Source organism: Halomonas sp. ALS9, from assembly GCF_001651035.1.
GTDB lineage: Bacteria > Pseudomonadota > Gammaproteobacteria > Pseudomonadales > Halomonadaceae > Vreelandella.
In genome coordinates this window covers 647,324-672,680 of sequence record NZ_LXRG01000192.1, presented here as the reverse complement: position 1 = coordinate 672,680, position 25,357 = coordinate 647,324, and the positions used below count along the sequence as shown (strand labels likewise).

Annotated in this window: 27 protein-coding genes and 1 pseudogene; 5 read left to right on the top strand and 23 right to left on the bottom strand. The window is 54.6% G+C overall.

Going from position 1 to position 25,357, the window contains the following annotated elements; translation table 11 throughout:
* The first annotated feature begins 110 nt into the window (after window positions 1-110).
* From A6R74_RS23260 to A6R74_RS22400, 3 genes and pseudogenes are all read left to right on the top strand, one after another.
* Window positions 111-260, top strand: coding sequence for a type II toxin-antitoxin system HigB family toxin (locus A6R74_RS23260; protein ID WP_082906724.1), 150 nt, complete (start codon window positions 111-113; stop codon window positions 258-260).
* Between the two features lie 238 nt (window positions 261-498).
* Entirely contained in the window at window positions 499-699 is a 201-nt protein-coding gene (locus tag A6R74_RS22965; protein ID WP_205634202.1) for a helix-turn-helix domain-containing protein, read from the top strand.
* A gap of 90 nt (window positions 700-789) precedes the next feature.
* Window positions 790-1,067 (top strand): annotated as a pseudogene (locus A6R74_RS22400) (transposase); the annotation flags it as partial.
* Window positions 1,068-1,291: 224 nt separating this feature from the next.
* Here the strand turns inward: A6R74_RS22400 and A6R74_RS16845 are convergent.
* Entirely contained in the window at window positions 1,292-2,188 is an 897-nt protein-coding gene (locus tag A6R74_RS16845) for an ABC transporter substrate-binding protein (protein ID WP_240488259.1), read from the bottom strand.
* Between the two features lie 258 nt (window positions 2,189-2,446).
* Here A6R74_RS16845 and A6R74_RS23170 point away from each other — a divergent pair, with 258 nt between their 5' ends.
* Window positions 2,447-2,617, top strand: a complete 171-nt coding sequence (locus A6R74_RS23170; RefSeq protein ID WP_240488258.1) for a helix-turn-helix domain-containing protein — start codon at window positions 2,447-2,449, stop codon at window positions 2,615-2,617.
* A gap of 230 nt (window positions 2,618-2,847) precedes the next feature.
* Here A6R74_RS23170 and A6R74_RS23255 read toward each other — a convergent pair whose 3' ends face one another.
* The 13 genes from A6R74_RS23255 to A6R74_RS16780 form a co-directional block, all read right to left on the bottom strand.
* A complete protein-coding gene (locus A6R74_RS23255; RefSeq protein WP_276204806.1) occupies window positions 2,848-2,973 on the bottom strand; it encodes a hypothetical protein in 126 nt (41 codons plus the stop codon).
* Window positions 2,974-3,071: 98 nt separating this feature from the next.
* The gene (locus A6R74_RS16835; protein WP_064235621.1) at window positions 3,072-4,577 is read right to left on the bottom strand and encodes a tripartite tricarboxylate transporter permease; all 1,506 of its coding nucleotides are present in this window, start codon (window positions 4,575-4,577) and stop codon (window positions 3,072-3,074) included.
* 14 nt (window positions 4,578-4,591) lie between these two features.
* Window positions 4,592-5,059 carry a tripartite tricarboxylate transporter TctB family protein gene (locus tag A6R74_RS16830; protein WP_064235620.1) on the bottom strand — a complete coding sequence of 156 codons (468 nt, stop codon included), beginning with the start codon at window positions 5,057-5,059 and terminating at the stop codon, window positions 4,592-4,594.
* Between the two features lie 149 nt (window positions 5,060-5,208).
* The gene (locus tag A6R74_RS16825; RefSeq protein ID WP_240488257.1) at window positions 5,209-6,030 is read right to left on the bottom strand and encodes a tripartite tricarboxylate transporter substrate binding protein; all 822 of its coding nucleotides are present in this window, start codon (window positions 6,028-6,030) and stop codon (window positions 5,209-5,211) included.
* Between the two features lie 465 nt (window positions 6,031-6,495).
* Entirely contained in the window at window positions 6,496-7,461 is a 966-nt protein-coding gene (locus A6R74_RS16820; protein ID WP_064235618.1) for a Bug family tripartite tricarboxylate transporter substrate binding protein, read from the bottom strand.
* Between the two features lie 66 nt (window positions 7,462-7,527).
* Window positions 7,528-8,523: an amidohydrolase family protein gene (locus A6R74_RS16815; protein ID WP_064235788.1), complete on the bottom strand. Its 996-nt coding sequence runs from the start codon at window positions 8,521-8,523 to the stop codon at window positions 7,528-7,530.
* A 210-nt stretch (window positions 8,524-8,733) separates the two neighbouring features.
* Window positions 8,734-9,645, bottom strand: a complete 912-nt coding sequence (locus A6R74_RS16810; RefSeq protein ID WP_215117302.1) for an SMP-30/gluconolactonase/LRE family protein — start codon at window positions 9,643-9,645, stop codon at window positions 8,734-8,736.
* A gap of 26 nt (window positions 9,646-9,671) precedes the next feature.
* Entirely contained in the window at window positions 9,672-10,967 is a 1,296-nt protein-coding gene (locus tag A6R74_RS16805; RefSeq protein WP_064235616.1) for a TRAP transporter large permease, read from the bottom strand.
* Window positions 10,967-11,491: a TRAP transporter small permease gene (locus A6R74_RS16800; protein ID WP_064235615.1), complete on the bottom strand. Its 525-nt coding sequence runs from the start codon at window positions 11,489-11,491 to the stop codon at window positions 10,967-10,969. Before A6R74_RS16800 ends, A6R74_RS16805 begins: the two co-directional genes overlap by 1 nt.
* 23 nt (window positions 11,492-11,514) lie before the next feature.
* Window positions 11,515-12,498: a TRAP transporter substrate-binding protein DctP gene (gene dctP / locus A6R74_RS16795; protein WP_205634200.1), complete on the bottom strand. Its 984-nt coding sequence runs from the start codon at window positions 12,496-12,498 to the stop codon at window positions 11,515-11,517.
* Window positions 12,499-13,048: 550 nt separating this feature from the next.
* Window positions 13,049-14,293: an MFS transporter gene (locus A6R74_RS16790; protein ID WP_064235614.1), complete on the bottom strand. Its 1,245-nt coding sequence runs from the start codon at window positions 14,291-14,293 to the stop codon at window positions 13,049-13,051.
* Window positions 14,294-14,295: 2 nt separating this feature from the next.
* On the bottom strand, window positions 14,296-14,976 hold the full coding sequence (locus A6R74_RS16785; RefSeq protein ID WP_064235613.1) for an RraA family protein: 681 nt from the start codon (window positions 14,974-14,976) through the stop codon (window positions 14,296-14,298).
* A gap of 42 nt (window positions 14,977-15,018) precedes the next feature.
* Window positions 15,019-15,996: a hydroxyacid dehydrogenase gene (locus A6R74_RS16780; RefSeq protein WP_240488256.1), complete on the bottom strand. Its 978-nt coding sequence runs from the start codon at window positions 15,994-15,996 to the stop codon at window positions 15,019-15,021.
* Between the two features lie 161 nt (window positions 15,997-16,157).
* Here A6R74_RS16780 and A6R74_RS16775 point away from each other — a divergent pair, with 161 nt between their 5' ends.
* Window positions 16,158-17,042, top strand: coding sequence for a LysR substrate-binding domain-containing protein (locus A6R74_RS16775; protein WP_064235612.1), 885 nt, complete (start codon window positions 16,158-16,160; stop codon window positions 17,040-17,042).
* 310 nt (window positions 17,043-17,352) lie between these two features.
* Here A6R74_RS16775 and A6R74_RS23680 read toward each other — a convergent pair whose 3' ends face one another.
* From A6R74_RS23680 to A6R74_RS16735, 9 genes are all read right to left on the bottom strand, one after another.
* Window positions 17,353-17,526 carry a transposase gene (locus A6R74_RS23680; protein WP_082906719.1) on the bottom strand — a complete coding sequence of 58 codons (174 nt, stop codon included), beginning with the start codon at window positions 17,524-17,526 and terminating at the stop codon, window positions 17,353-17,355.
* A gap of 747 nt (window positions 17,527-18,273) precedes the next feature.
* A complete protein-coding gene (locus tag A6R74_RS23165; RefSeq protein WP_064235611.1) occupies window positions 18,274-18,492 on the bottom strand; it encodes a DUF6500 family protein in 219 nt (72 codons plus the stop codon).
* 134 nt (window positions 18,493-18,626) lie between these two features.
* Window positions 18,627-19,331, bottom strand: coding sequence for an HNH endonuclease (locus tag A6R74_RS16765; protein WP_240488255.1), 705 nt, complete (start codon window positions 19,329-19,331; stop codon window positions 18,627-18,629).
* A gap of 365 nt (window positions 19,332-19,696) precedes the next feature.
* Window positions 19,697-19,906 (bottom strand): hypothetical protein, encoded by a 210-nt coding sequence (locus tag A6R74_RS22960; RefSeq protein ID WP_205634199.1) that lies wholly within the window; start codon window positions 19,904-19,906, stop codon window positions 19,697-19,699.
* An 86-nt stretch (window positions 19,907-19,992) separates the two neighbouring features.
* Window positions 19,993-20,616: a Type 1 glutamine amidotransferase-like domain-containing protein gene (locus A6R74_RS16755; protein ID WP_064235609.1), complete on the bottom strand. Its 624-nt coding sequence runs from the start codon at window positions 20,614-20,616 to the stop codon at window positions 19,993-19,995.
* Window positions 20,617-21,297: 681 nt separating this feature from the next.
* Complete coding sequence (locus tag A6R74_RS23160) at window positions 21,298-22,521, bottom strand: ABC transporter substrate-binding protein (protein WP_082906718.1); 1,224 nt, start codon at window positions 22,519-22,521, stop codon at window positions 21,298-21,300.
* Entirely contained in the window at window positions 22,514-23,557 is a 1,044-nt protein-coding gene (locus tag A6R74_RS16745) for a CobW family GTP-binding protein (protein WP_064235608.1), read from the bottom strand. The genes A6R74_RS23160 and A6R74_RS16745 overlap by 8 nt, the downstream gene beginning before the upstream one ends.
* A gap of 41 nt (window positions 23,558-23,598) precedes the next feature.
* Window positions 23,599-23,901, bottom strand: a complete 303-nt coding sequence (locus A6R74_RS16740) for a hypothetical protein (RefSeq protein WP_064235607.1) — start codon at window positions 23,899-23,901, stop codon at window positions 23,599-23,601.
* Between the two features lie 39 nt (window positions 23,902-23,940).
* Window positions 23,941-25,305: an amidase family protein gene (locus A6R74_RS16735; RefSeq protein WP_064235606.1), complete on the bottom strand. Its 1,365-nt coding sequence runs from the start codon at window positions 25,303-25,305 to the stop codon at window positions 23,941-23,943.
* Window positions 25,306-25,357 lie beyond the last annotated feature (52 nt).

Sequence of the window (25,357 nt, the reverse complement as noted above, 5' to 3'; positions counted from 1 at the left end):
CATGCTTTACTTAGCACTGTCAGTAAAGTAGGTGGAGATGCCCGATTCTACCTCTGCTGGTTGATTAAAAGTGCTAAGGTTACTTCTATAATTCAGTAAATAAACTAAAGCTGTTAGTCGGGGGAGTACCCCACCATGTTTTTGACATTGGTGGCAATAAGATTCGACTGATAGCAACTGTGCATTATCGCGCTAAGCGCGTTTTTATCCGCCATATTCTCGATCATCCTGAATATGACAAGGGTAAGTGGAAGGAGTGAAGATATGAATGCCGTTCTTGATCAAGCAGCTACTCACTAGCAGTACATTGCACCTCTTCTCTCTGCGCCAGAATCAGAGGATGAGTATGACGAGAAAGTAGAAGCGCTTGATGAAATTCTAAATCTGGTTGGCGATGATGAAAATCATTACTTATCCAGCCTTGCGGCATGTCTTGGTGATCTTCTTGAGGCATATGATGAGCGTGTACGCCCCATGCCTGTCGCGGGGGATACTGATGTGCTTCGTTATCTTATGGAAGAGCACGGCATCACCCAAAATGATTTGCCGGAAATCGGCGCTCAGTCTGTTGTTTCGTCCATTTTGTCCGGTAAACGTAAGCTTAACTGGCGCCAAATTTGTGGGCTTTCCGACCGCTTTGGCATTCCAACGGATGTCTTCAAACAGCGTAAAACACTCAGGGATATTAGGGCCTGTTGACGTTTCATCGCGAACCGCGTTGTGGTGCAACCCGAAGGGCTGGGCCCGTTTTTACCCGCGGCGGCGTTAGTCGTCATTCATTTGGAATAAGGCAAGTCGACGCTGTGCCGGATAGAGCAGAATGCCGATCGGCAAGCGATGGTGCCCATGAGTTACTGTGGCATAACTGCATTGAACAGCATAACGAACCACTGAAGGAAATCGTGCTGGAAGTCGATGGCACCGATATTCCCGTGCACGGTGACCAACCTGGCAAGTTCTCTAATCGCTATTACGATCACCACTGCTATTTCCCGCTATATGTCTGCTGTGGACGTCATCTGCTGGTGAGCTATCTGCGCACCAGAGACCGCAGCGACAGCCGACATGTAGGCTGAGGCACGTCAGCTTTTCTTTTAAACGCTTCTTCTTTGCCTGCTGAAGTGGACTCGTAATATTTTCCTGCGTTGGCGGATGTTTAGTAGGTGCAGTCTTGATTAGAGGCGAGCTGGGGAACAAACAAGCACCCCCGTTTAAGCTCGTGAAAGCCAAGAGGCGGAGGCATGTGCTTTTAGTCATCACGCGGTTAGCTTGTCAGTGCGAAGCCTTGTCTTTAAGCCGACATAAAATCATTCCAGCGCCTGACCAAATAGTTATGCTCATCCATGACGGTATTCCACACCGCGATGCGGCTCATTCTTGTTTGGTAGTCTCCGCCGTCGCGGATTTCGCCTCGGTGAATCAGGTCAGAGCTGCCATCAGGGCCTGGAAGGTTCTTGGCGGCAGGTTGGCCGCCATACCAAAAGTCCCACTCCGCAGCGGATAGGTGAGGGCGGGTCAGTTCTGGGGTGGAAATGTAATAGCCTTGGCGGGCCATGACGGCGCCGGGCCATCCTGAAATCCACCAGTTGAGGTAGTCATAAGCCGCATCTAGCGTGCGCCCCTTCACATGCCGTGAGATTGACATGCCGCCGTACCAAGCGCGATAGCCCTCTGTGGGCGCCGCCATGCGTACCTTGATGTCGCGTTTTTTGAGATCCGTCATGGCGGGCGACCAGAGGCTTTCGATGCCGACCCGGCCGCGCACCATATCGGAAGAGGCTTGATCCTGGTTGCTCCAGAAGGCGCGAAAGTGTTGCTGACGCTTGAGATTGATAAGGCAATCAATCAGGCAGTCGATCTCTGCCACGCTGAGGTTGCCAAGGTCTTCGAACTCGACCAGCCCCGCTGCTTTGGCGGCCAGCGCGGCGTCAATGGCGCCGATGGCACTGTCATTTTGCAGGCTGACCATGCCTTTCCAGCGCTTGTCCAACAACCAGCTCCAGCTCTCTTGGTTGATATCCAGCCCTTTAGGGAGCATGTCCATGCGATAACCGAAGCTGTCCACATTGTGGCTAACCGGGAGCATGGTGATATGCCCGCTTGGGCGAGAACCGTGACTGAATCGCCCTGGATTTCGTTGGCACCTTAAAACGTTCTGCTGCTTTGTGTTGTGCAGAATACTGCTCATTAATTCTTCCTGAAGCTAATTTTGCGCACTACACTGCTCATATTGGATAACTTGAGTACTATGCTGCGTACAAGTGGTCCTTGAACCTGACGGTTTAGGTTTACTTTGATAAGGCTTGGCATGATGCGGGTTAATTATCGTTACCTGCCCCCGAATATGGGAGGTGAGATTCATGGGCCTGCGCACTCTTGATACTCGGCTCAAGCGCTGGGGGCTGTTATAAAAAAACATGCTTCTGATGATCATGAAGCGGCGTTAGTGACGTTGCTGAAACGCTTTTATGCGGGCGAGTTCACCGAAGGGCAGTTGTTACGTGCCCTGCGGCGCGATGTGCGGGGGCTGAATCAAAACCGTTATGCCACGCTGGTTGGCATTAGCCGATGTACCCTATCGGATATCGAAGGCGACAAGAACAACGTTACCCTGTAGGTGAAAAACCGTGTTTACCGGCCGCCAGGGCTGGAAGTGACCCTTCTTCTCTGTAAGTGCTCCCTGCTGGAGTAGGCACTGCTACCCACTGAATGAGCTAGCGTCTGTTTGGTCTATAAAGATAGAACTCTATCCCTGTGTTATACCGACTACTCCGCCGGTCGCTACTCCTTCGTACTCGGCTGCGTGCCCGCTCTCACTCCACTCAGATCCTCCTGAGATAGTCCTAGTTACAACGCAAACATCAAAATAAACATCTGCAGGCCGACCATACTGATCACTTCCTTTAGAGCGGTCAGTCCGGCATCGTCTGCCAGCACGATGAGAAGGGGTGCGCCATCAGCATTGCCATCCAACCCCCCGGCCATCGGGGGCAAACAACAGAAGAAGCGCGGCAGGGGCGCCGCGCTTTCATGTTGTATCAGACCGGATGGCCTAAATTATTATCGGGGTACTATGCCGTCGACTGGCTCTTCTTGAGGCGGGACAGTCGTGAAATGAGTGGCATAAGGATGACCAGAAGAATCATGACAATAAGCACCTTCGACGTTGTATTCGCTGCCAAGGCTGTCCAATCGCCGCCACCGATACGCAGAGCCAGTCGCAAGTTCTGCTCAGCGAAGCCGCCGAGAATCAGTCCTAATACGACGGGGGGTAATGGGAACTTCAGTTTGTCCATAAAGTAGCCGGTTAAGCCAAAGCCTAACATCAAGTAGACATCGAACATTCGGCCATTGATCGAGTAAACCCCTACAACCACTAAGGTGATGATGAAGGCACCAAGCAGCGGGCGCGGTAGGCGTAACACTTGGGCAAAGCTATTGGTGGCCAAGGCACCGCCGAGCACGATCAACAAGATAGCGGCGAACAGGAACTGCCACATGAAGCCGAACACAATGTCGGGGTTGTCACGGAAGAGCATCGGGCCAGGTTGCAGACCGTGGATCATCAGGCCACCGAGCATCACTGCAGCCACCGCGGTGCCGGGGATGCCGAGCGTCAAGGCGGGAATCAGTGCCGAGGCGGTATCGGCGTTGTTGGCGGTCTCGGAGGCCGCTACGCCCTCGGGTTCGCCCTTTCCCCATTCGTCGGGATTACTGGATGCGCGACGTGCTTCGTTGTAGCTAAGAAAGGCCGCCATTGATCCGCCAGCGCCTGGCAGGATGCCGACGAACACGCCGATCACCGAAGAGCGCAGCCAAGTCTTCCAGAATCTCAGCATGCTCGGAAAGGCCTTCCAGAGGCTCGTCGTATTGAGCTTTGTGGCCGTGGAGGTGTCGACATCCACGACTTCCTCCAGGAGAGCGATTGCCGGCGGTATGGCGTAGAGCCCGACGAGCAGCACCACGATGTTGATACCGTCAAGTAGCTCCAGGTGGCCGAAGGTGTAGCGGTCATAACCGGAGATGGAGTCTAGCCCGACCAGCGAGACGAAAACGCCGAAACAGGCGCTCAACAAGCCCTTGAGGACGTCGCCGCCGAGCAGGAAGACGATGGCCGAGAGGCCGAAGACGGCGACCCAGAAAACCTCGGAGGGGCCAAACAGCAGCGTTACCTTGGCCAGCGGCGGGGCCAATAGCATGAGCACGATGGCCGAGACGATGCCGCCGATGGCGGATGACACGACTGAGACCTGAAGCGCATAGCCGCCCCTGCCTTGCTGGGCCATTGGGTAGCCGTCGAAGCTGGTGGCTACGGCGGCGGGGGTGCCGGGAATGCGCAGCAGCACCGCGGGAATAGCACCACCGTACATGGCGCCGTTATAGATACCGGCCATCATGCCGAGTGCCACCAGTGGATCCATGCCGAAGGTGAAGGGAATCAGTACCGAGATTGCCATGGTGGCGCTAAGCCCGGGCAAGGCACCAATACAGATGCCCGTTATGACGCCGAGCACGACAGCGGCGAAATTGCCGAGAGACAGCACCGCTGGGAGTGCATCAATCAAACTTCCATACATGTGTCAGCCCTCGTTCAGCGTATGAAGAATTCAGTGGGGAGATACTGACCCATCAGCAAGGCGAAAATTATCGCCAAGCCTCCGGTGAATATCAGATCCGCCAGCAGCAACCGCTTGATATCCCGATAGCCGAAGCTCCACGCTACCAAAGGCACCATAACCGCGGTGGTTGTGTAAAAGCCGAGCAAGCTCACGCCGGCCACGTAGAGCCCAATGGCCACGACGATGCCGAGAAAGCGCGGCAAATTTTCGAAGATTTTGAGTCGCGGGGCTTTAAAACGCTCGCTTCGAGTGGCGATGAAAACCCGTAAGATCATTAATACAGAGAGCCCGATTAGCGTGCTCAGCATTGTTATAGGCAGCATCGAACTCATGGTCGGCATGTCGGGTGTGCGTAGCAGAAGAAACCCTGAGACAACGATGATGGCGATACCGGTGATGAGGTCGGGATGAGGTCCTTGCCCTGAAGTGGTCTGTTTCATGTTCTATTCTCTGGCTGACTTGCTCGTAGAGCGTCTACCACCAAGCGAGTCGAGTGACATGGTGGAGGAGACGTTTATCTTATTACGGGGCGTGAGGAAGGGGTCTGACCATGGTCGGCCGGGGTGATTGAACACCCCGGCCACTCAATTTATTTCCAGGGTGAGGTTTCCCAAACACGCTCGGCCAGTTCAAGCTGCTCTGCGTTGAGTGCTTGAAAATCATCTCCTGTCGTCAGACTGGTAGGATTCCCAGATTTGAGCATAGCCTCTTGAAATTTTGGATCCTCGTAGGACTTCTCGAAGGCACTAATCAGACTGGCCTCGACCTCTTCCGGCAGGCCGGAGGGGGCAATAAATCCACGCAACGCACCGTTAACAAGGTTGTAGCCTTGCTCGGTAAAGGTCGGCACACCTTCTAGTAGTTCAGAGCGTTCGTTGGTTGCAATGCCCAACACATTTAGCTCGTCACGGAAGTTGATCACCTCCGACAAGTTGATGATCCCCATCGCGACATGGCCGCCCATGAGAGCACTACGTGCTGGCGCGGAGCCCGAGAAGGGAACGATGGTATATTCAGCGTCGGTCTCCTCGGAGAGCCGAATCAGGAAGAAGTGATCATCGCCGCCGAGGCTTGACATGCTGACGGTGATGGCGCCATCACGTTCCTGGGCTGCAGCGACCAGTTTTTCCATGCTGTCGATGTCGCTGTTCTTAGGTGTGACGATCACGTTGGGATCGTCTACCACGTTGGCCAGATAGGTGAAGCTATCGGCGTCGTAGTCGGCGTCGCGGTCAAGGGTTCGGGCCATCATGCCGGGCAGGTTGTAGGTGCCGATAGTGTAGCCATCGGGCTCGGCTTGGGCTGTGGCGGTGACGCCGATCTGGCCGCTGGCGCCGGGCATATTTTTCACTACGACCGTAGCGTCGTCGCCAAGGTACTGCTCAAGGAAAGGCGCAACGGTGCGGGCCATCACGTCAGTTCCACCACCTGCCGCATAACCGACGATCAGGTCTATCCTTTTCTCGGGATAGTCGGCGAGGGCCTGAGTCGAGGTAATGCTAGCGAGGCAAAGAGTGGCGGCGATGGTCGAAAACTTAGTGTTCATGTTGTTGTACTCCCGTTTATATTCACGGATGGTCTAAAAGGCAAAGCCCGTCTAGTGCAGTGAACAGTACAGAATTACTTGATAAAAGCGAATAATGTTTAACTATGTAGTAAGTTTTTCTGTATCTGTTGAGAGGAGAGCTTATAAAGCCCATGTCATCGGGGTTGGCCGCTAATGCCATAACGAACGGCCAGTAAAGGGCTTACGACTATGGTCGGGGGGGAGTAATTCAGTGTGACCATGTATTGAGTGAGGCAGGTGCGCCGGGGGATGAAATAGAGGTAAACCGGCGCGGGACAGCAGTGCCTCGCGTCGGTCTGTTAAATGAGATTATTTCCAGGGCGTTTCTTCCCAGATGCGCCGAGCCACCTCGTCCTGGGCCTCGGCCAGGTCGTGGTAGTCGTCGCCGTAGATTACGCTAAGCGGGTTGCCCTGCTTAGCCATGTCGGCGCGGAAGTCAGCGTCTTCGGCCATCTCCTCCAGGGCGCCCAGCAGCGCGGCGCGGACGCCGTCCGGCAGATCGGACGGCGCGGCCAGACCGCGGAATGAGCCCATCTCGATGTCGAAGCCGAGCTCGCTGGCCGTCGGTACGTCCGGGGCCTGTTCCAGGCGCTCATCGGATAGCACGGCCAGCACGCGCAGCTCGTCCTCGAAGCCTACGGTCTGGCTGAAGGCCATGGTGGCCATGGCCACATGGCCGCCCATCAGCGCGCTGCGAGCCTGGGCGGCGCCGTTGAACGGCACATAGTTCAACTCGACGTCGGCAGTCTCGGCGAACTGGATGGCGGAGAAGTGATCATTGCCGCCCAGCGCGGACAGGCCTACCGGCATCATGCCGTCGGCATCCCTGGCTGCGGCGATCAGTTCTTCCACCGAGGTGATGTCCGATTCCTTCGGCACCACCAGGGTGTTGGGGTCGGCGACCACGTTGGCCAGCCAGGTAAAGCTGTTCAGGTCGTAGTCGGCGTCGCGGTCATAGGTCAGTGCCAGGGCAGCTGGCAGGTTCATAGTGCCAATCGTGTAGCCGTCTGGACTGGCCGAGGCTAGCGCCGAAAATCCGATCTGGCCGCCCGCGCCAGGCATGTTCTTAACCACCACCGTGGCGCCGTCGCCCAACTGCTCCTCCAGATACTTGGCGACTGTGCGGGCCATGACGTCCGTGCCGCCACCGGCGGAGTAGCCGACCACCAAGTTGATCGGTCTGTCGGGATAGTCGGCTTGAGCGAGGCTGGCGCCGGCCAGGAGGGAAGTCGACGCGACAGCGGCGAGGGACAAGCTTAAAAAACGTTGTTTCATGTTGGCGTACTCCGATATTGTTGTTGAACTTGCGGCCATGGCTCTTTAACGGCGCGGTTAGTTAGGTCAGGAACCGGCGGGTAGCCGGTAGACCCGTGTAGCCGTGTCGTGAAACACGGCGTTGCGTTCCTCCTGGCTCCAGGAGGCGGTGAGTCGGTGATAGGCATTCCACAGCACGCCGTAGGAGATACTGCCCTTATCGACAGGGAAGTTGCTCTCCAACATGCAGCGCGATGGTGTAAAGCGCTCAATGCAGGCGTCTACGTCGGGGGCGATGGCATCGGCAAGGTGCTGCGAGTTCGGTGGCGTCTTTCCTGTGTTGAAGCTGAAGCCCATGATCGGCATGCCAAAGCCGCCGATCTTGAGCATCACATTGGGGAGTTCGGCCAGTTGCGCCAAGCCGTCGCGCCAGGCCTGGCGATGGATCGAGTTATGGTCACTATGAGGACTGGGATAGGATCCGACGCCCAGAGGTCCGCCGGCGTGATTGACCACGATCGTCAGTTCCGGCACGCGCCGCGCCAGGGTAACCACTTCGTCGAGCTGGGTCTGGTAGGCCCACACGTCCAGCGACAGGCCGCGGCGGGCCAATTCCCGCGCGCCCTGAATGAAGGCCGTGCTGACCATCAGCCCCTCTGGCGCTGGCACGGGGTTGGAGCGCACGGCCGGGTCGGGATGCGCGGCGACCGGCACGCGCACACCGCGAAAGCGCCCGCCGCCGGCTTCCATCAGCGCCTCGAGCACCGGCGCGACGTCAGCGCCCAGCAGCAGGTTGGCATGGCCAACGATGCCTGCCGCCACATCGGTGGGGCCGTAGTGGCCGCTGCGCGCTTGGGCGGAGATCCCGCGCACGAACTCGACCTCACCGACCGGGCGATAGGCCTCTGGGCTGCCGGCGCGGTACATCGTCCGGCATTGCACATAGACTGAGGCGGTCACCCGATGGCCGCTGTCGCCGATGTCGTCGACGAACTCCTCGAGCAGATAGCGAAAGCCGCGCCGGTCCCACAGATGGTGGTGGGCATCGACGATCTCCTGCTCCGGGGCCAGCGAGGGCTCCATTACTCGGGCGAGCCAGTCCGGCCGCGGCGGCGGGTTCGGTGAGTCTACGGCGGGGCGTCGGCGCCAGGGTCGCTCGGTGGCGGCATCGTCACTGTCTTGGTGATTCCGTTGGGTCGACACGGATTCCTCGCTCTGTTGGTTCATTGCTCTGCGACGCACTGGAACAGGAGGCGAGGAAGCTGCCATCGGGCTGCGGCTTCGCCGTCAGCATCACATACCCCAGCCGGAGGCCATGGGAAAGCCGCCGACGGGCAGCTCAGCGCGCAGAATAGTGCCGGTGTCAGACTCAGTGATGAAGAGTGTACGGCCTTCCGGCCCGCCGAAGGCGCAGTTGGTGGTGCCGAGCCCACGAGGGGATCTCACTACGGCGATTGGCACACCTAGCGCATCGTGCACCCAAACCAGCCCCATGCCCGTCTGACAGACCACTACGCCGCCATCCTCGGTCAACGCCAGCCCGTCCGGTCCTGCGCGACCACCGGAAAACTGGAGGAATAGCCCGGCCTTCACCACTCGCCCGCTGTCCGAGATCGGCAGACGCCAGACAGCATTGGCACGGGTTACCGCTACGTAGAGTGCATGGCCAACTTTATCGAGCACCAGCCCGTTGGGGCTCGGCACTTTGTCGATAAGGCAGTCCAGCCGACCGCTATCCGGGTGCCAGCGGTAGACACGGCCGGTGGGATCCTGCAAGCCGGTTTGGCCCTGATCGGTGAAGTACAGCGAGCCGTCAGGGCCGAAGTGCAGGTCGTTGCAGCCCTTGAAGCCCTCGGTGTCAGCATCGCCCAGCGCCGTAGTCACCTCGCCAGTGCTCGGATTCAGCTGCATAATGCCGTTGCGGAAGTCGGCAATGTAGATGCGTCCTGCGGCGTCGATCTTCAGGCCGTTGGGCTGGCCTTCGTACTCGGTGATCTGCTCGACGGCGCCGTTAGGTGAAGCGCGAAAGACCCGACCAAAAGGAATGTCAACGAACCACAGGTTTCCTTCAAGATCGAAGGATGGACCCTCGATGAAACTGTCGACCACCGCCCCGCGCCGGTTGCGATCCGCCCAGTAAGAGCGTTGGCCGGATCTTCTCAGTGACGTCGGCAGCTTAGTGAAAACCTCGGCCTCAATCAGCATCGGGTCGGGATAGGGGAATGCCATGTTCAACCTCCAAAGGTCTTGTTAGGGAGCCACAGGGCGATGTCGGGGAACCAGATAAGCAGAATCAGGAAGGCCAGGATGATCAGGAAGAAGGGCAGCACACCCATGACGACGTCTTCGACTTTAACGGTGGGGTCCGAACTTGCGACCACGAACAGGATGATGCCCAGTGGCGGCGTTAGTTGGCCGAGTTCGACCAGGATGACCACGAACACGCCAAACCACACTGGATCGATATTCATCGCCATCAGCACTGGAAAGATGACCGGCACAATGATCGCGATCATGCCTAGACCTTCCATAAAGCAGCCGAGGATGGCGAAGGTGACCAGCAAGATTATGAGAAAAGCGAACGGCGACATGTCCGCTTCGGACACCCAGCTAACAAGATCCTCGCCGACGCCGGATAGCGCGGTGGCGTAGGCGAAAATCATCGAAATAAAGACGATAAACAGCACGTTGCCGCTCATGACCAGGGTTCGCGAGATGGCCTTGCGTAATATGCTCAAGCTGAGCCGACGGTAGGCGGCAGCGATCACTACTGCCCCAACTACGCCGACAGCGCCGGCCTCAGTAGGCGTGGCGATGCCCGCATAGATACTGCCCAGCACCAAGCCGATCAATATCATGAACGGCACAACATCCAGGGCCGCCTTTATATAGTCTGAAAGCCGTAACTTGGTGGTGTCACGTGGCACCAGCGAGGGATTAAGTAGCGAGCGCACGGCAATAAACAGGCTGTAGCAGCCAGCCAGCAGAATACCCGGTACCAGTCCGGCCGCGAACAGCTTGGCTATAGAGGTCTCGGTGAAGGTAGCGTAAATGATCATCGTGATTGAGGGCGGAATCAATATGCCCAGAGTGCCACCGGCGGCCAGTGAGCCAGCGATGATACGCTTCTGGTAGCCCCGTGCGGATAGGGCTGGCAGGGCCACGGTCGACATAGCTGCGGCTGTGGGAGCGCTGCCGCCAGCGACGGCGGCGAAAATGCCGCTGCCCAATATGTTGGTATGTAGGAGTCCGCCTGGCAGGCGGCGCATGAAGGGTGCGACGCCGTTATAAAGCCGACCACTCAGGCCGCTACCAAGTAGGATTTCCGCCATCAAGATGAACAGCGGAATGGCGGCTAGAGTGAAGCTATTGGATGCCCCCCAGCTAACCATTCCAAGGGCATTCCAGCCAGCGAATCCCTTCATCAGCCACAGATACCCAAGGGCCGCGGCTCCTACAGCGAAATGCACCCAAAGACCGCCGAGGATCAGTAGCAGCAAGACGGAAAAGGCAATGATTGCATCCATCAGCGTTGTCCTCCGATGCCTAGTTGCAGCAAGGCACGCTCTAACAGGAATAGGGTCATCACGGACAGGCCTACAGGCAGCAGCATCTGTGGGATCCAAAGCGGTGTCATCAGGGCGGTGGGTGCCACGTTGCCGCGTGCAAACGAACTCATGACGAGCAGGAAGGAGTGCCAGGCGAGCACGCCGCAAATGCCCATTGCTAGCACGACGTACACCAGACCAAGCACCTGTCTGACTCGAGGCGGCAAGGTTTCGTATATAAAACCGACCTGAAACAATGCATTGTTCCTGATCGCGAGACTAGCGCCGAACAGAGTGGTGGCGATAACCAAGTAGCCGGAGAGCTCCTCCACTACATGTAGGGAGCTGTTGAAAAGCAACCGTGATCCGATCTCGGCGACGACCAATAACGTTAGCGTTATTAGTCCAGCGCTGGCGAGAATTCGCACATTAGCGGAGAGTACGTCAAAGATGGGGCCGGCGGAGGCCGGCCCTTTTCTTGTTTCATGTTGAAGGAAAGACATGTTGATAACCTCTTAAAGATCAATCACTTGCCGAGCGATTTGAGCACATCCTGCAGTGCCTGTTCATGCTCAGGACCGGCTTCGCTGGCCCATTCCTGCCAGAAGGGGGTGAGGGCTTCCTGGGCCTTAACGATCTCTGCATCACTTGCTTCAACGATGGTCATGCCAGCGTCCGCCTGAGCTTCTTTTTGGGCCAGTTCGTCTACAAGGAAGGCCTCGGTGATGTTAGAAGCCTCTTCTCTGATGATGGTGGTGAAGGTCTCGCGATCGGCTTCGCTCAGCGACTCGTAGGCGTTGGTATTGGCGATAATGGCGCTATAGGCGTAGTTCACCGGTAAGCGGTAGTTGTAGTCGAGGAACTCGTGCCAGTTTTTTGCACCGCCCGCACTGGCTGTCAGCACACCATCAATTACGCCACGCTCCAGGGCAGTTGGAACCTCGGAGCCGGATAGGGTGATCGGCGCGCCTCCAAAGGCCTCGACGAAGGCACCCTGCTCGGGTGAGGTCACTCGGATCCTATGATTCTCGAGATCGTCGAGGGAGTCGATCTCGAACGAGGTGAAAATGACTTGTTGCGGGTAGCGATAAGCGCCCAGAAAGGTGACATCCTGCTCGGCGAAGCCTTGCGTGAGATAGGGAGCCATGGCCGCATAGGCTTTATCCCACTCCTCATCGTTCTGGATCAGCATTGGCAGGTTGAGGATACGCGCTATGGGCACGTTGCCGGAGAAAAACAGATCAGCCGAGAAATCGATAAAGCCATTGCCGACAGCCTGGGTAATATCGCTGGAGGCGATCTGCAGTGTCTTTCCTAAATGCAGCGTGATCGATAGGTCTTCTGTTTCAGCTTCAGCACGGTCTGTGATGCGCTCCATTCCCTTCACTGCCGCGGTGGTGGAGACCGCCGAATAGGTGTAGCCGGTCCAATCAGCGGCTTGAGTAGCACCTGTCGTGGCTATACCCATGACGAGTAGGCTAGTTACTAAAGAGGGCTTCAAGGCTTTCATATCGATACCTCATTAATCGTTGTTATGTCTCTACCGTTCGAGGAACATCCGGTACAGCGCATTTTGGAGTTTTGCTCGGGTTTGTTCATATTGTTAGTTATTGATCTATAATCGAAGAGGCACGAACCAATGGCATTTAAGCTATTGGTAAGAGTGCTTCTGGAAGAAGTTGAACATGAAAAGGCTTTCTGTATAAAGCGCGTTTTTCTTGAAGAAAGATGTAGAATCTCTTCATTGAAGAACCGTGTTTTTTGGGCCTTGTATATGCCGCTTTAGTTGTAGTTTATTAGTATGGCTTAGCAAATAGATGAAAATATGCCTCAGGCGATATCAATCTATATGTTCTTCATTGGGTAGAGGCAATGTCGGAACGGGGAACGAGCCTAATCGAAACCCGCTAATGCGTAACAAAAGAGGTACATTAGCTTGGTCTGTGATGAGGTTTTACAAGTTATTTAGTAACTCATAATAATTTATTTATTAAAGTTATGGGGATTTGAAGTCTTCTACATATTCAAAGTCTTCTACATATTTGAGGTCTATAAGTAATTCAGCTTTTACGATCCTTGTTTAGAGCCACTAGCAGCACGAGCAACATTGCTACTATTGGTAAGCTACTCAAGCCGAAGATGACGCGGTTGGATGTATTCTCGGCGATTAGTCCGGCTGCCATAGCCCCCATGGCTGGTAGGCCTCGAAAGATCATTGTATAGAGTGACAATACTTTTCCTCTCACCGACTCTGGCACCTGTGTCTGTAGAACAACTTGCGTACACACCCCATTGGCAAGGATGGCCGCTGACAAAAATGCGAGTGCTAATAATGCTGCCCATAACACATGGCTAATCAGAAAGAATCCGCATGCCAATACCGCCGATAGTCCGAAGCCTATGGCCAGTGAGAGAGGAGAGCCTTTTGTCAGTAAGAGGGAAGTCATCAACCCTCCGCCTAACGCGCCGAGCCCTTGAGCCGACGTCATTAAAGAGAAGGCTTTTGCTGTTGCTGCTTCTCCAATAACGACCTGACCGGCAAAAGCCGGTAATAATTCGAAAATAGGCCTATAACATAGCGCTAGAAGGGCGAAGAACAGCAGCAAGAGCTTGTGATGTCCAGTCAGTGCATGTATTACTGCTGACCATGTTGAGTGGCTGAGTTTGCCTTCCGTCGACCCCTCGAAACCTCCAAACTCTCGCCTTTGGCTAGTATTTTCTGACCGGGAAAGCCGCGCTAGTATCCGTGCAAAGAGCAAATAGCTAATTATATTAAATAAGAAGACTGACCAAAGTGCTCCCAGCGTTAGCGCCATGCCAGCGGCAGCTGGACCTAACATCCGCGCAAGGTTAAACACCATGGAGTTGATCGCTATCGCTCCAGGCACATCTTCTTTAGGGACGATGCTGCCGACAACGACCATACGCGTTGGGTGATCGAATCCGCTCAGGATGCCAGTTAATCCAGCCACGATTAGCAACATTGCCGGGCTGACAAGCTCGGCCATTATGGCAATCAGCATAATGCAAGGCGGTGCTATTGAGAGAAGCTGCAGCCACAAGGCTAGGCGAATTTTATCTTGTCTATCGACCAATGTGCCTGCAAAGGGAGCCACAACCATCGATGGCAGTAGGTCCGCCATTGCCATGAGCCCTAGCATGAAGCTCGACTCTGTCATCTCCCAGGCGAGCCATAGCAGCACCACACGTTGCGCCCAGGTGCCAACAGCCGAAGCCGCGTTGCCCGCCAAGTACGCGCGAAGCCGAGCGTTTGCCAGCGGGACGGCGGCTTTGGGCAGGTGCAAACTCAGCCTCGCAGGAGACTACAGCCCGTCGTTTCCAAAGCCTTATCAACCCAGGTGCGGTCGTTCTCGCCGGCGTGGATGGCGGCCATCTGCTTTTCTTCAGCAGCCTGTTTCGCTTGGGCGGCTTTAAGCACCGACTCGGCATCGGCGTAGGGAACGGCCAGCACTCCATCGGCGTCACCCAGAATTAGGTCGCCCGGCTCAATAACCATTCCGCCAAGGTTGATCGGAGTATTGATCTCACCTGGCCCGTTTTTGTATGGGCCGCGATGCGTGACGCCTACGGCGAAGGTCGGCAGGTTGGTATCGCGAAAGCCATCTAGGTCGCGCAGCGCACCGTTGAGCACGAAACCTGCAACGCCTTTCTTGACCGCGTAAGCCAGCATTAACTCACCCATCAGGGCATTGGTGGTGTCCCCTCCGGCATCGCAGACGATGACGTCACCGGGCTGGGCCATGTCGATGGCCTTGTGCAGCATCAGGTTATCACCGGGGCGCGTACGAACAGTAAGGGCGACTCCAGCGAGGTTGCCATCGCGATGCATGGGACGAAGGCCTGAGCCGCCAGCGAATACGCGGGACATACTATCGCTGACCACCGCGACAGGCAGTGCCGCGAACGCCTTAACGAGGTCGTCGTCGACACGGTGCTGGCGCTGAAGAACTCTATTTCCGACTGTCATGGCATTACTCCGTCATGTGACTCAACATTAAAGATGGTGCGTTCAGGCTAGGGTGTTGGCCAAGCGGGCTTTCGGCAGCGTTTCTCCAGCGAGGAAGTCCACGATACCGCTCACCGCCAGTTCGCCGACGCGCTTGCCAGCTTCTTTGGTGACGCCTGCGATATGGGGCGTGAGAATAACTCGCTCAGACGCGGCCAGAGCATTCACGTCCAATGGCGGCTCTTGTTCGAAAGTGTCTAGTCCTGCGCCTGCAATATGACCACTCTCTAGGGCGGCAAGCAGGGCCACCTCGTCGATCAGACCACCCCGAGAAGTATTGATGACGTAGCTGTCGGCCGGCATTAGGGCGAGCATCTCGGCGTTAATGATGTGCTTATTGCTTTGGGTAAGGGGGCAGTGCAGGCTAACGATGTCCGATTGGCGGAGTAGGTCCTCGAGGCGTTCGGCGCGGCGTGCGCCCATAGCTTTGATGGCGTCCACCGAGGCATAGGGATCGTAGACGAGCACGTCCAGACCCATGCCTTTCACCAGCTTCACTACGGCGGCAGCGATAGCGCCGCCACCCACTAGACCTAAACGCATGCCAGATAATTCTCGACCGAGGAAACCCGCCTTTTCCCAGCGCCCTGCCCGCATGCCCGCATCCATTGGCAGCAAACGTTTGATCGTCGAGAACATTAGAGCAACTGTGTGTTCCGCAACAGAGACGGCATTGCCACCTGCCGCCCGGATGACTTGGATACCATGTTGGGTAGCCGCATCAATGTCGATATTGTCGACGCCTGCGCCATGCTTGGAGATAACTCGTAGCGATTTCCCTGCTGCGATAGCGCCGGCACCAAATTGCCCCATCCGAGACACGACTCCAACCGGGTCGTACTGTTTGAGGAAGTCAGTGAGTACCTCCTCAGATGGATAGGGGGGGGTGTGAACGAGGGTATAGCCAGCGTCTTCGGCCATTTGCTTTGCAGTGGGGGCAAGGTCGGGGCCTGTTATTAGAATGGTGGGTTGTAGTGCCAAATCAGATCCTCCCTGTTGTAACGAGAGCAGCCGGACACTGATCGGCGTAGCATCACAGTCGACTGCTTTCGAATTGATTTTTAGAATACAGGAAGATTTTTTATACAAAAGCGAATAATATTTGCCTTTATGTTAAGTATTTCTTCACTTGAGGAGAGGTTATGGACACTCGCCAACTACGAACATTCGTAGCGATCGCTGAGCATGGCACCTTCGCGCGGGCGGCCTTGATTGTGAATTTGACCCCTTCCGCTGTTAGCCAACAGGTCCATTCGCTTGAGCAGGAGCTAGATACTAAGCTGTTCAATCGTGACTCCCGTCCTCCCTGCCTCAACCTGCAGGGGCTGAAAATGCTTGAAACGGCTAAACAGATTCTGGCCTTGGTGGATGAAACCCGTGGTGTTCTGTCCGGGAAGCAGGTGACGGGCACCCTTAATATTGGCTCAGTGCGCACCAGTACTATAGGCCTACTGCCGCGTGCCATAGTGGCACTGCGTCAGGAATTCCCCGAGCTGAACGTGAACCTACGAGTTGGTATGTCTTCAACGTTGATCAGTGACGTCAACGCCGATCGGCTGGATGTGGCGGTGGTCGCCGAGCACTCAGGCGTTTCGCGCGATCTCTTATGGTCGCCATTCATTCGCGAGCCGCTAGTAGTGATAGCGCCGCCCGGCACACCGCCGATGCCGGTCCAAAAGTTGCTAGAAACGTTGCCCTTCGTGCGCTTCGGCAGTAACGTGCCGTTGGGCGCGATGATCAACAACGAGCTAGCTCGGCTAGGCATAGCGGTGAAGGACATCGCTGAGATCGACACCGTGCCGGCCATCGTGGAGTGCGTGGCCGCGGGCCTTGGTGCCAGCATCGTGCCAAATATCGCGGTGCGCGAGAACGGTCGCGACATGCTGACATTGCCGTTCGGTGAGCCCCAAGTCTTCAGACAAATTGGCATGATCCATCGCGCCAGTTCGGCCAAGGCCGAGCTACTGACGGCGTTACACAATAAGCTGGCGGAAGTTGCGGGAGAGTTTGGTGTTTATCGAGAATAGCCGTCTTTACGGAAGTCGTAGATACAATATCGCACTTGCCCGAGCCGTCCTCGCTACGCTGATGAAACGCTAATAGGTAAGACGAAAGTAGAGCTGTGGTGTCACAGCGTACCGGAATCCTCGCGGCTAAGCGCTGCGTCGACATATTAGACTTATATGCAAAGCAGAGCATGTTGATTTTTTAAAGTGACGTAGCTATCGGCAGCCAATATTTAGGCTCTTTGACGTTTCATGTGGATTGGCCTAATCAAGCAGACACCCCACGGGGCTGCTCATCAGGTAGATCATGGCAATGAAGTTAGCCTCTCCTTTAGCCGCGTGCGTGTGATCTCGCTGCCTGAAACAAACCGTTCATCCCCTCCAGCCGTGCATTGGTTAGCCCCGATACCCAGTGCCTCGCGATCTGCTCGGTATGCCGAGCCAGGGTCGTCAGCGCCTTTTCCATCTTCTTGAGCAGCGGCTGATCGGTCACGGCTTTCCGCATCACCCTGAGGTAATTTGTGATACGCCATCGGGCAGCTCGCGGCGTCGCTGGATCCCTACGGCAAGATCCCCGAGTTCAAGTATGCAGCATGTCTGTTGACGCCCGCTCGGCAGGCCATATAAAGCGAATTATTCATTAAGCTCTTACTGAAAGCCGTGGGAAAAAGTAGCCCTTGTTCTGATTGGTAAGCCGCTCAATAAACGGCGTCTTATCATCTTATTGGGCAGTTTTGCAGTGGGGGTAGAGGAGATGCTTTTCCCGAGTTGATCATCATGGTTTGTTAAGAAATACAGGTAAGGCACTACCGCCAAAGGTCAAAACCGTCCGAAAACCCGACATTTTAAAATCACACTATGTGACCACTTTGATGGAGGCGATGGGCAACGGTCGGTATAAATCGGGATAAAGCGGAAAGAGCTATGAGGGGGCTGAAGCTTTACAACTAGCTGTTTTTTTTATAAATTAAAATGACCTTTTTTTGTTAGGGTGCTTAGATTGGTGAGTTTATCGGCAAGACTTAGAATTAGCCTCCGAAGCCGAGGGTCGCAGGTTCAATTCCTGCCGGGCGCGCCAAATTGCAAAAAAAGGGGCCTGCGAGAAATCGCAGGCCCCTTTTTTTTGTTTAGCTGCTTTCGGCCAAAAGCGGTCTTTAAGGAAGTTCTGATTAACGCCGCACATACCGGCGCGAGCGTCCGGTAGCCGAAGGTTGCGTAGTGCTGCGCCTTGTTATGTGATTTAAGAGGTAAACTACACACCGGATAGAACCATTTCTTTGATCTTTACCGCCTTTTCGAAGTGATCCAATTTGTGCGTTTCTATCCACCAACGAGCGGCTTCCATGAGTACCTCTGGTTGGTCGTTTTTGTTTTTAAAAAAGGCATAAAACGACAGTCCCACAGTCGCACCCTTTCTCTCTATTTTGAGTTCACATACCTCGACAATTCTTTCTCTAAGTTCTTTCCGCAATGCAATAGTCCTTTAGGTTGAGCACATAACGCCCGGCTCACCAGCGGCCAAACCGGAGCAGTTTTTGTGATAGAGTGCAGCGCAGCGAAACCACAAAAACTGCGGAGGTTTGGACGTCTGCGTGAAGCCGTTTGTTATGTGCTTGCTGATGCATACTCGTTTTTTACTATTTGTTGTGCTTTGGACGCTGCTTCCTTAGGGCTGGCAAATTCTTCCTTGTAGAAATAGAAGAATGCAACGTTATACTGCGCAAGCTCTATAAAAATAAAGTTGTTAGTTGAGTGAAAAAAGTGAAAGTCCGGGTTCGTTGTGCGGAGAACACATAGTGAATTTAGTTTAGCCATTTTTGATTTTACGGATAGAGCCTTTAGAGCATGTCTTAAGTTTGAAAACACCTTTGAAGGGCTTTGATCCATCGGCCCTTGAAACATAGCGATGGGCATTTTTCCAATATATGGAATGTAATCCGAGCCTTTAACTTTGTTCAGATTTCTTTTTAAGTCAAGAACCTGAAATTTGTATTCTAGCGTCTCAAGCCAAAGAATGATCTTTTCTATGTCATCGTCAGCAAAATAACTTTCAATTAGATCGATATCACTGAATTTGTGCTTTAAATATCTCTCCAGCTCCCCGAGGATACTGTTGTTACAATCTTTACAAGCAGGAACCGTTGTTTTGTTGTAGCTCTGTGAAGCTTTGTTCGTCGTGGTTACAAAATATCTTTTCGTGCAGCGGTCGTAAACCCACTGAGGAATTACGTGCTCTTTGGTTAAATCATCATCTTCACCGCAAAAAATACAGATATTCGTCGCATGATCACTAATCAGCGAATCAATCACAAATTTTTGATTGTTCCTTATCTTTTTTCGGAACTCGACAAGCTTTTGATTTAGCCCCATTCTCGAATGTTTCCCTCTGGCACATAACGCCCGCCATAAACGGCCGAGTGAAACGAGGTTCGGCGACCGTAGGGAGCGTATTTAATGGCTTTGTTACGTGTTTTCGTCACCTCAAGCTCCAAGCAAAGGACGATGTTTCAAGCTATGGTATTTTAATGCCATTTGGAGACAATGGCTTAATGGCCCTTCTTTGATAGCTGCGTCCAGGGGGATAACAATCGCTCTTTTGCCCTCATACTCGAATTCATCGCGGTATATCTCCCTGAAGGTTTCGATCAATGTAGTCTGGCAATGGAAATATACCTTTATGGCATCAGGGTCTTTCTCCTTCCAATCCATTCGAATCGTAGTGCCCCCTTTACAAGGTAGCTTGCCTCACCCCATTTGAGAGTTTCTTCAACCTCACCCAAATCGTTTTCTTCCGCAACCGCAAGAATGAGGTGATGGACGGCCTCAAGCTTCCTTTGCGCTTCATCTGGGTACGTCGAAAATTTGGTCTTTATTTCAGGCTTCACGGAGCCTCCAAGTTCAATACACGTAACGCTTTACTCACCGGAAAATGACGAGCGCCAGCGAGTTATTTTTCCGGTGCAGTAACTTGTTAAGTTTCGGTGCCCCAGATCTCAAATTTATTACCATTTACGATAATTGCTTGTGTGTTGCTAATTGGACAAAGACCCATTTTCCCTTCATAACTAGAGATGATGCTCTCAACTGACTCTTTGAATGGAAAGTTTGTATGATGAGGAACCGGATAAAAATCAATCATACCTAATGATGAAAACGTCCCTATGTTCGGCGCGGCAGTGAAATCATCCATGTCTTTTACATACTCAATATTGCATGAAAGCACAATGGAACCGGCAGACTCTCCAATATACATTTTTCCTGAATTTATGTGTGCTGATATTAATTTATCCGCACCCGTTCTTTTCAGCTCTTGAAGTAAAAAGAAAGTGTTGCCGCCAGTAATATAGATGTAATCATTTTTTTGAATCGTGCTTTCTATTTTTTCTTGTGCTGCCGTTGAAATTTCAAGCTCATCAACAATTAGCCCACGTTTTTCAAGGGCCTCTTTTCCAGCGTCCACATAAAATTTCACTTCTTCGACAAGGCTCGCAGTAGGTATAAATGTAACGGTTTTGCCTGCACATTTTTCCTCGGCGAATTTCACGAATAAATCGGCCACATCCACGAAAGATGAAGCTAAAAACATCTTTTTCATTAAACCTCCTTCCTGCCCGCATACTTCTCTAGAAACTTAACAGTTTTACTCATGCACATGCGCGTTTTTCTGGGAAGGCCCACCTTGCCAAAATGCATCTAATCTACTGATAAAAAGGCGTAAATACTATTTCCTGCTAGTAAGGCTCGTTAGAAAAATGCGCATGCGCGTTAACATTATCACCCGTCTCTGAACATTGCGCATAAGCATAAAAACTCTGATCATAAGCAATTGTTTTATATGTATTTGCAAGATTATCCTCTGGCAATACAAGCCTTCACGTTACAGAAATGACCAGAAAAAAACGCATTGTGAACCAGGGGCTTCTATTCTGCGAACGTCCGCTTTGGGTCGTTTTCAGTCTTATGCGCTGCATAGCTATACGCTGCCTTTTAGCTTTCGGGCACGAGCTCAACTCTCTACTGAAATTAGCCTAGCACAAGCTGCCGAAGTAGGATGAGGCTCGTAAGCTTTTCTTTTCAACGCTCCTTCGTGGCGGGCTCTATTGGGACTCATAACATTTTCCAGCTTTGGCGGGTGTGCTGCAGGAGCAGTATTGCTTAGATGGTAGCTGGTGGGCAGAGACAAAGTGCCGAGTAAGCAAGAGCTCCGCGTAAGCTCTTGAGAACCAAGAGGCGGAGGCATGTGCTTTTAGTCATCTGCCAGTACGAAGCTTGCACTTTAAGCTGACATAAAATCATTCCAGCGCCTGACCAAATAGTTATGCTCATCCATGACGGTATTCCACACCGCGATACGGCTCATTCTTGTCTGGTAGTCTCCGCCGTCGCGGATTTCGCCTCGATGAATCAGATCAGAAGTGCCATCGGGGCCTGGAAGGTTCTTGGCGGCAGGTTGGCCGCCATACCAAAAGTCCCACTCCGCAGCGGATAGGTGAGGGCGGGTCAGTTCTGGGGTGGAAATGTAATAGCCCTGGCGGGCCATGACGGCGCCGGGCCATCCTGAAATCCACCAGTTGAGGTAGTCATAAGCCGCATCTAGCGTGCGCCCCTTCACATGCCGTGAGATTGACATGCCGCCGTACCAAGCGCGATAGCCCTCTGTGGGTGCCGCCATGCGCACCTTGATGTTGCGTTTTTTGAGATCCGTCATGGCGGGTGACCAGAGGCTTTCGATGCCGACCCGGCCGCGCACCATATCGGAAGAGGCTTGATCCTGGTTGCTCCAGAAGGCGCGAAAGTGTTGCTGACGCTTGAGATTGATAAGGCAATCAATCAGGCAGTCGATCTCTGCCACGCTCAGGTTGCCAAGGTCTTCGAACTCGACCAACCCCGCTGCTTTGGCGGCCAATGCGGCGTCAATGGCGCCGATGGCACTGTCATTTTGCAGGCTGACCATGCCTTTCCAGCGCTTGTCCAGCAACCAGCTCCAGCTCTCTTGGTTGATATCCAGCCCTTTTGGGAGCATGTCCATGCGATAACCGAAGCTGTCCACATTGTGGCTAACCGGGAGCATGGTGATATGCCCGCTTGGGCGAGAACCGTAACAGCCATCGGGCTGGACATAGAGAAGATCGACCGGATTACTGCCTGCTCCCAGGGGCGCGTGGGGCGTTAGCCTACCTGTCTTGGGCAGATCATTGATCATGTCCCAGTGTGTGATGCGATCCACCTGAATGGGTTGAATCGCATTAGCGGGCCACACGAAGTCGACGTTGTGAAACCATTGGTCATAGATATCGAAGCTGTCCGGGGTTAGCACCCCCGCTTGCTGGGCGGCAACGCCATCGAGTACCTCGAAGGTAAGGCGAATGCCCAGGTCTTCCCTGGCACGCTTGCGAATACTTTCAAGCAGTGTCACCGAGGTGCCGAGCACCCTTAGGGTAACGGGGCCACGATTCACATAGGGCATGGCAAGCTCTTTGGGTGATGCCGCTTCATGCATGGAATATCCTGGGGCTTGGGTGGTTGCTAACGGCCTTCATGAAGGTCTCCAGCGAGTCTGTCACGCGCTTGGCGGTGATGCCATGAGTGATGAAAATCAGCTCCGAGATGCGGTCGTTTTTAGGCCAGTCGCTTACGTGCTCCGGTGGATGAATGGTGTGCTGAACACCGTGGATGATCACCGGGCGGGTATCATCTTTGACATGTAACACACCTTTGACTCGCATGATTTGACTGCCATGGCGATTGAGCAACATCGAGAGCCAAATGCCAAAGCACGTCCAGTCTACTTCGCCATCAAAGCAGAGGCGAAATGACTGAACATCCCCCAGATGATTAACCGCCTCCGGCTCTGGCGGTTTGCGCCAGGGGCCAAGCCATGTTTTTACCTCTGAGTAGCTGTAGTGGTCAATGTGAGGGCCGCTACCGAAGAGCTCATCGCTGGCCTGTTGTAAGGCTTCCTGGCCCAATTGCTGCGCGGCCGGGTTGATGGTGTCAATCAGGCTTTGAACCTCATTCAGCTGGGCTTGATCGACCAGGTCGACCTTACTGATGACGAGTTTATCGGCTACTGCAATCTGGGACTCCCACACCGGCTGGAGCTTGCGGCTGTCGGTGGCGTTGAGGGCGTCGACCAGGGTGAGATTTGTGCCTGGGCGCAGGTGATGCCGTAGCATTGGGTCTGCGGTGATCGTTGAAGCGATGGGGCCGGGGTCGGCGAGACCAGTGGTTTCCAGAATGATGCGCTTGAAGGGCGGAATCTTACCGTCCTGCCGCTGTGACATCAGACGTCTTAACGCCTCAGACAGCTCGCCACGGATGGTGCAGCAGACACAGCCACTGGAAAGCAGCACAGCATCTTCGGCGATTTCACCCAGCAGGCGGTTGTCCAGGCCCACGTCGCCGAATTCGTTGATCAGCACGGCACTGTCGCCGAAGTCTTCACTGGCCAGTACCGATTTGAGCAAGGTGGTTTTGCCACTGCCCAGAAAGCCGGATATCACATGAACCGGTAGCAGTGGCGTCGGGTCGTTCATTGATCGGCTCCTCTCTGGGGCAAGCTAGAAACATCTAAGCGTTAGTTTAACGATGCCAGAAAATTTGCATCCAAAGGGTCGATATCCCGCCCGGTCATCAGCTCGGCTTGGCGCCAGATGCCGCCTAGATCCTGGACAATCTCGCGTTTGCCTGTCGCGGTGGCAATCACAAAGCTGGATGCCTGAAAATCCTCGAGCACTAGGCGATGCGGCTTAAGTACGCGGTTGATCAGTTCTGCCCGGTAGGCCCTGGAACGGCGACGCTCGTAGTGAGCCTGTTCAGGGTCTTCGATGTGAGTGCTCCAGTGGTTTTCACCGCCGAATACGCCGCATAATCCGCACATAACCGCTCCTTTAACAGTTAATTCAGGTTGGCAACGGGACTATCGGCTTTCAGTCGAGAGACCCAAGTGATAGCTGGCAGCAAGGGCAACTCTCATGAGCGCCTCATCCTCTCCGCAAGGTGCCGTTAGCTGAATGCTGGTGTGCTGCTGATTCTCGTCAAGACCGCTAGGCAGTGCGACAGCCGGGGCATCAAGCAGGCTTGCCACCATGCTTAGCCGCAGCGTGGCGAGATTCACTTCAGCGAAACGCTCTGGGTTATCTTCCAAAGGTGCAAGGAACGGCGCAACGTGAGCAACGGTAGGCGAGAGTAGCGTTGCCTCGGCGAGTTCCTGGCGAAGCTGCGCTTGAAGTGCCCGGCGCTGGCGATAAAGCGTCACTATGCTGTTCGGTGCCATCTTCTGCGCACTCAACAGTCGCTGCCGAACTCTGGGATCCATCGCCTCTGCCGCGTCGCTTTCCAACAGCTGACGGTACTCGGTGTAAGCTTCTGCTGCGCCCAGCCAGCCGTGCTGTTGAATAAGATTCAGGGTGCCGCTCACGCTGGCAAGCTTGCGTCTGACCAGGTGAAAGCCTGCATTAACAAGCTGCTCGGCGCTGCGTTCTAGGTTTTGCCGTACGCCCTCTTCGATACGCTCGTCATCCAGATAGGCAGTATCCAGCACGATGACCGTGCGCTCGGGGTCAGCAGCCTCCCGCGTTGTGACCTCTTCTCCTCGCATGGCATCGTCAATGGCCAAGCAGTCTTCTAGGGAGGTGGCGATAACGCCAATGGTGTCCAGGCTATGGGCTAAGGGCGTCACGCCTTGCCGACTATGGCGTGCCTGGGATGGGCGATAGGCTGTCAGGCCATTAAAGGCAGCAGGCACACGCAGCGAGCCCGCCGTGTCGGTGCCGATAGCTGCAGGGACGATGCCTTTGGCGACGGCCACTGCGGAGCCGGAACTTGAGCCGCCGGGCACCCTGGTCTCTCCTGTGCCCGGCGTGTGGTGAGGCGTGCCATAGTGTGGGTTTAGCCCAAGGCCAGAGTAGGCCAGTTCTGTCAGGTTGGTCTTGCCCAGGCATACCATGCCCGCCGCAGTCGCATGGCGAACCGCCGTGGCATCGATCTTGGCGGGCTCTTCGCCCAGCACTCGACCGCCAGCCGTCGTTGCGACCCCTGCAACATCGAACAGATCCTTCCAGGCAATTGGGACGCCATCAAGCGGCCCCAGAGACGCGCCGTGTTCTTGGCGCCGAGCGGCAGCTTCGGCTTCTAACATGGCGCGCTCTGGCGTGAGCGATATAAAAACCGCGTCACTGTCTTTAGCTGCCGCCAGGCATTGGCGCGTCAGCATGACCGGGTCGAGCTTGCCATGTTTGATGGCTTCGCCGATGGCAAGGGCAGTGCTTGGATAATGGGCCATAAAAAAGTCCCCCGAGTTAGTCGATTGGCGCTGTAGCGACGATGAATGTCAG

Bases quoted from the DNA above. Each gene is read 5' to 3' on its own strand.
- A6R74_RS16845 (WP_240488259.1), bottom strand. From the start codon at position 2,188: ATGAGCAGTATTCTGCACAACACAAAGCAGCAGAACGTTTTAAGGTGC.
- A6R74_RS16835 (WP_064235621.1), bottom strand. From the start codon at position 4,577: ATGTATGGAAGTTTGATTGATGCACTCCCAGCGGTGCTGTCTCTCGGC.
- A6R74_RS16830 (WP_064235620.1), bottom strand. From the start codon at position 5,059: ATGAAACAGACCACTTCAGGGCAAGGACCTCATCCCGACCTCATCACC.
- A6R74_RS16825 (WP_240488257.1), bottom strand. From the start codon at position 6,030: ATGGCCCGCACCGTTGCGCCTTTCCTTGAGCAGTACCTTGGCGACGAC.
- A6R74_RS16820 (WP_064235618.1), bottom strand. From the start codon at position 7,461: ATGAAACAACGTTTTTTAAGCTTGTCCCTCGCCGCTGTCGCGTCGACT.
- A6R74_RS16815 (WP_064235788.1), bottom strand. From the start codon at position 8,523: ATGGAGCCCTCGCTGGCCCCGGAGCAGGAGATCGTCGATGCCCACCAC.
- A6R74_RS16810 (WP_215117302.1), bottom strand. From the start codon at position 9,645: ATGCTGATTGAGGCCGAGGTTTTCACTAAGCTGCCGACGTCACTGAGA.
- A6R74_RS16805 (WP_064235616.1), bottom strand. From the start codon at position 10,967: ATGGATGCAATCATTGCCTTTTCCGTCTTGCTGCTACTGATCCTCGGC.
- A6R74_RS16800 (WP_064235615.1), bottom strand. From the start codon at position 11,491: ATGTCTTTCCTTCAACATGAAACAAGAAAAGGGCCGGCCTCCGCCGGC.
- dctP (WP_205634200.1), bottom strand. From the start codon at position 12,498: ATGAAAGCCTTGAAGCCCTCTTTAGTAACTAGCCTACTCGTCATGGGT.
- A6R74_RS16785 (WP_064235613.1), bottom strand. From the start codon at position 14,976: ATGACAGTCGGAAATAGAGTTCTTCAGCGCCAGCACCGTGTCGACGAC.
- A6R74_RS16775 (WP_064235612.1), top strand. From the start codon at position 16,158: ATGGACACTCGCCAACTACGAACATTCGTAGCGATCGCTGAGCATGGC.
- A6R74_RS23680 (WP_082906719.1), bottom strand. From the start codon at position 17,526: ATGCGGAAAGCCGTGACCGATCAGCCGCTGCTCAAGAAGATGGAAAAG.
- A6R74_RS16755 (WP_064235609.1), bottom strand. From the start codon at position 20,616: ATGAAAAAGATGTTTTTAGCTTCATCTTTCGTGGATGTGGCCGATTTA.
- A6R74_RS23160 (WP_082906718.1), bottom strand. From the start codon at position 22,521: ATGCATGAAGCGGCATCACCCAAAGAGCTTGCCATGCCCTATGTGAAT.
- A6R74_RS16745 (WP_064235608.1), bottom strand. From the start codon at position 23,557: ATGAACGACCCGACGCCACTGCTACCGGTTCATGTGATATCCGGCTTT.
- A6R74_RS16740 (WP_064235607.1), bottom strand. From the start codon at position 23,901: ATGTGCGGATTATGCGGCGTATTCGGCGGTGAAAACCACTGGAGCACT.
- A6R74_RS16735 (WP_064235606.1), bottom strand. From the start codon at position 25,305: ATGGCCCATTATCCAAGCACTGCCCTTGCCATCGGCGAAGCCATCAAA.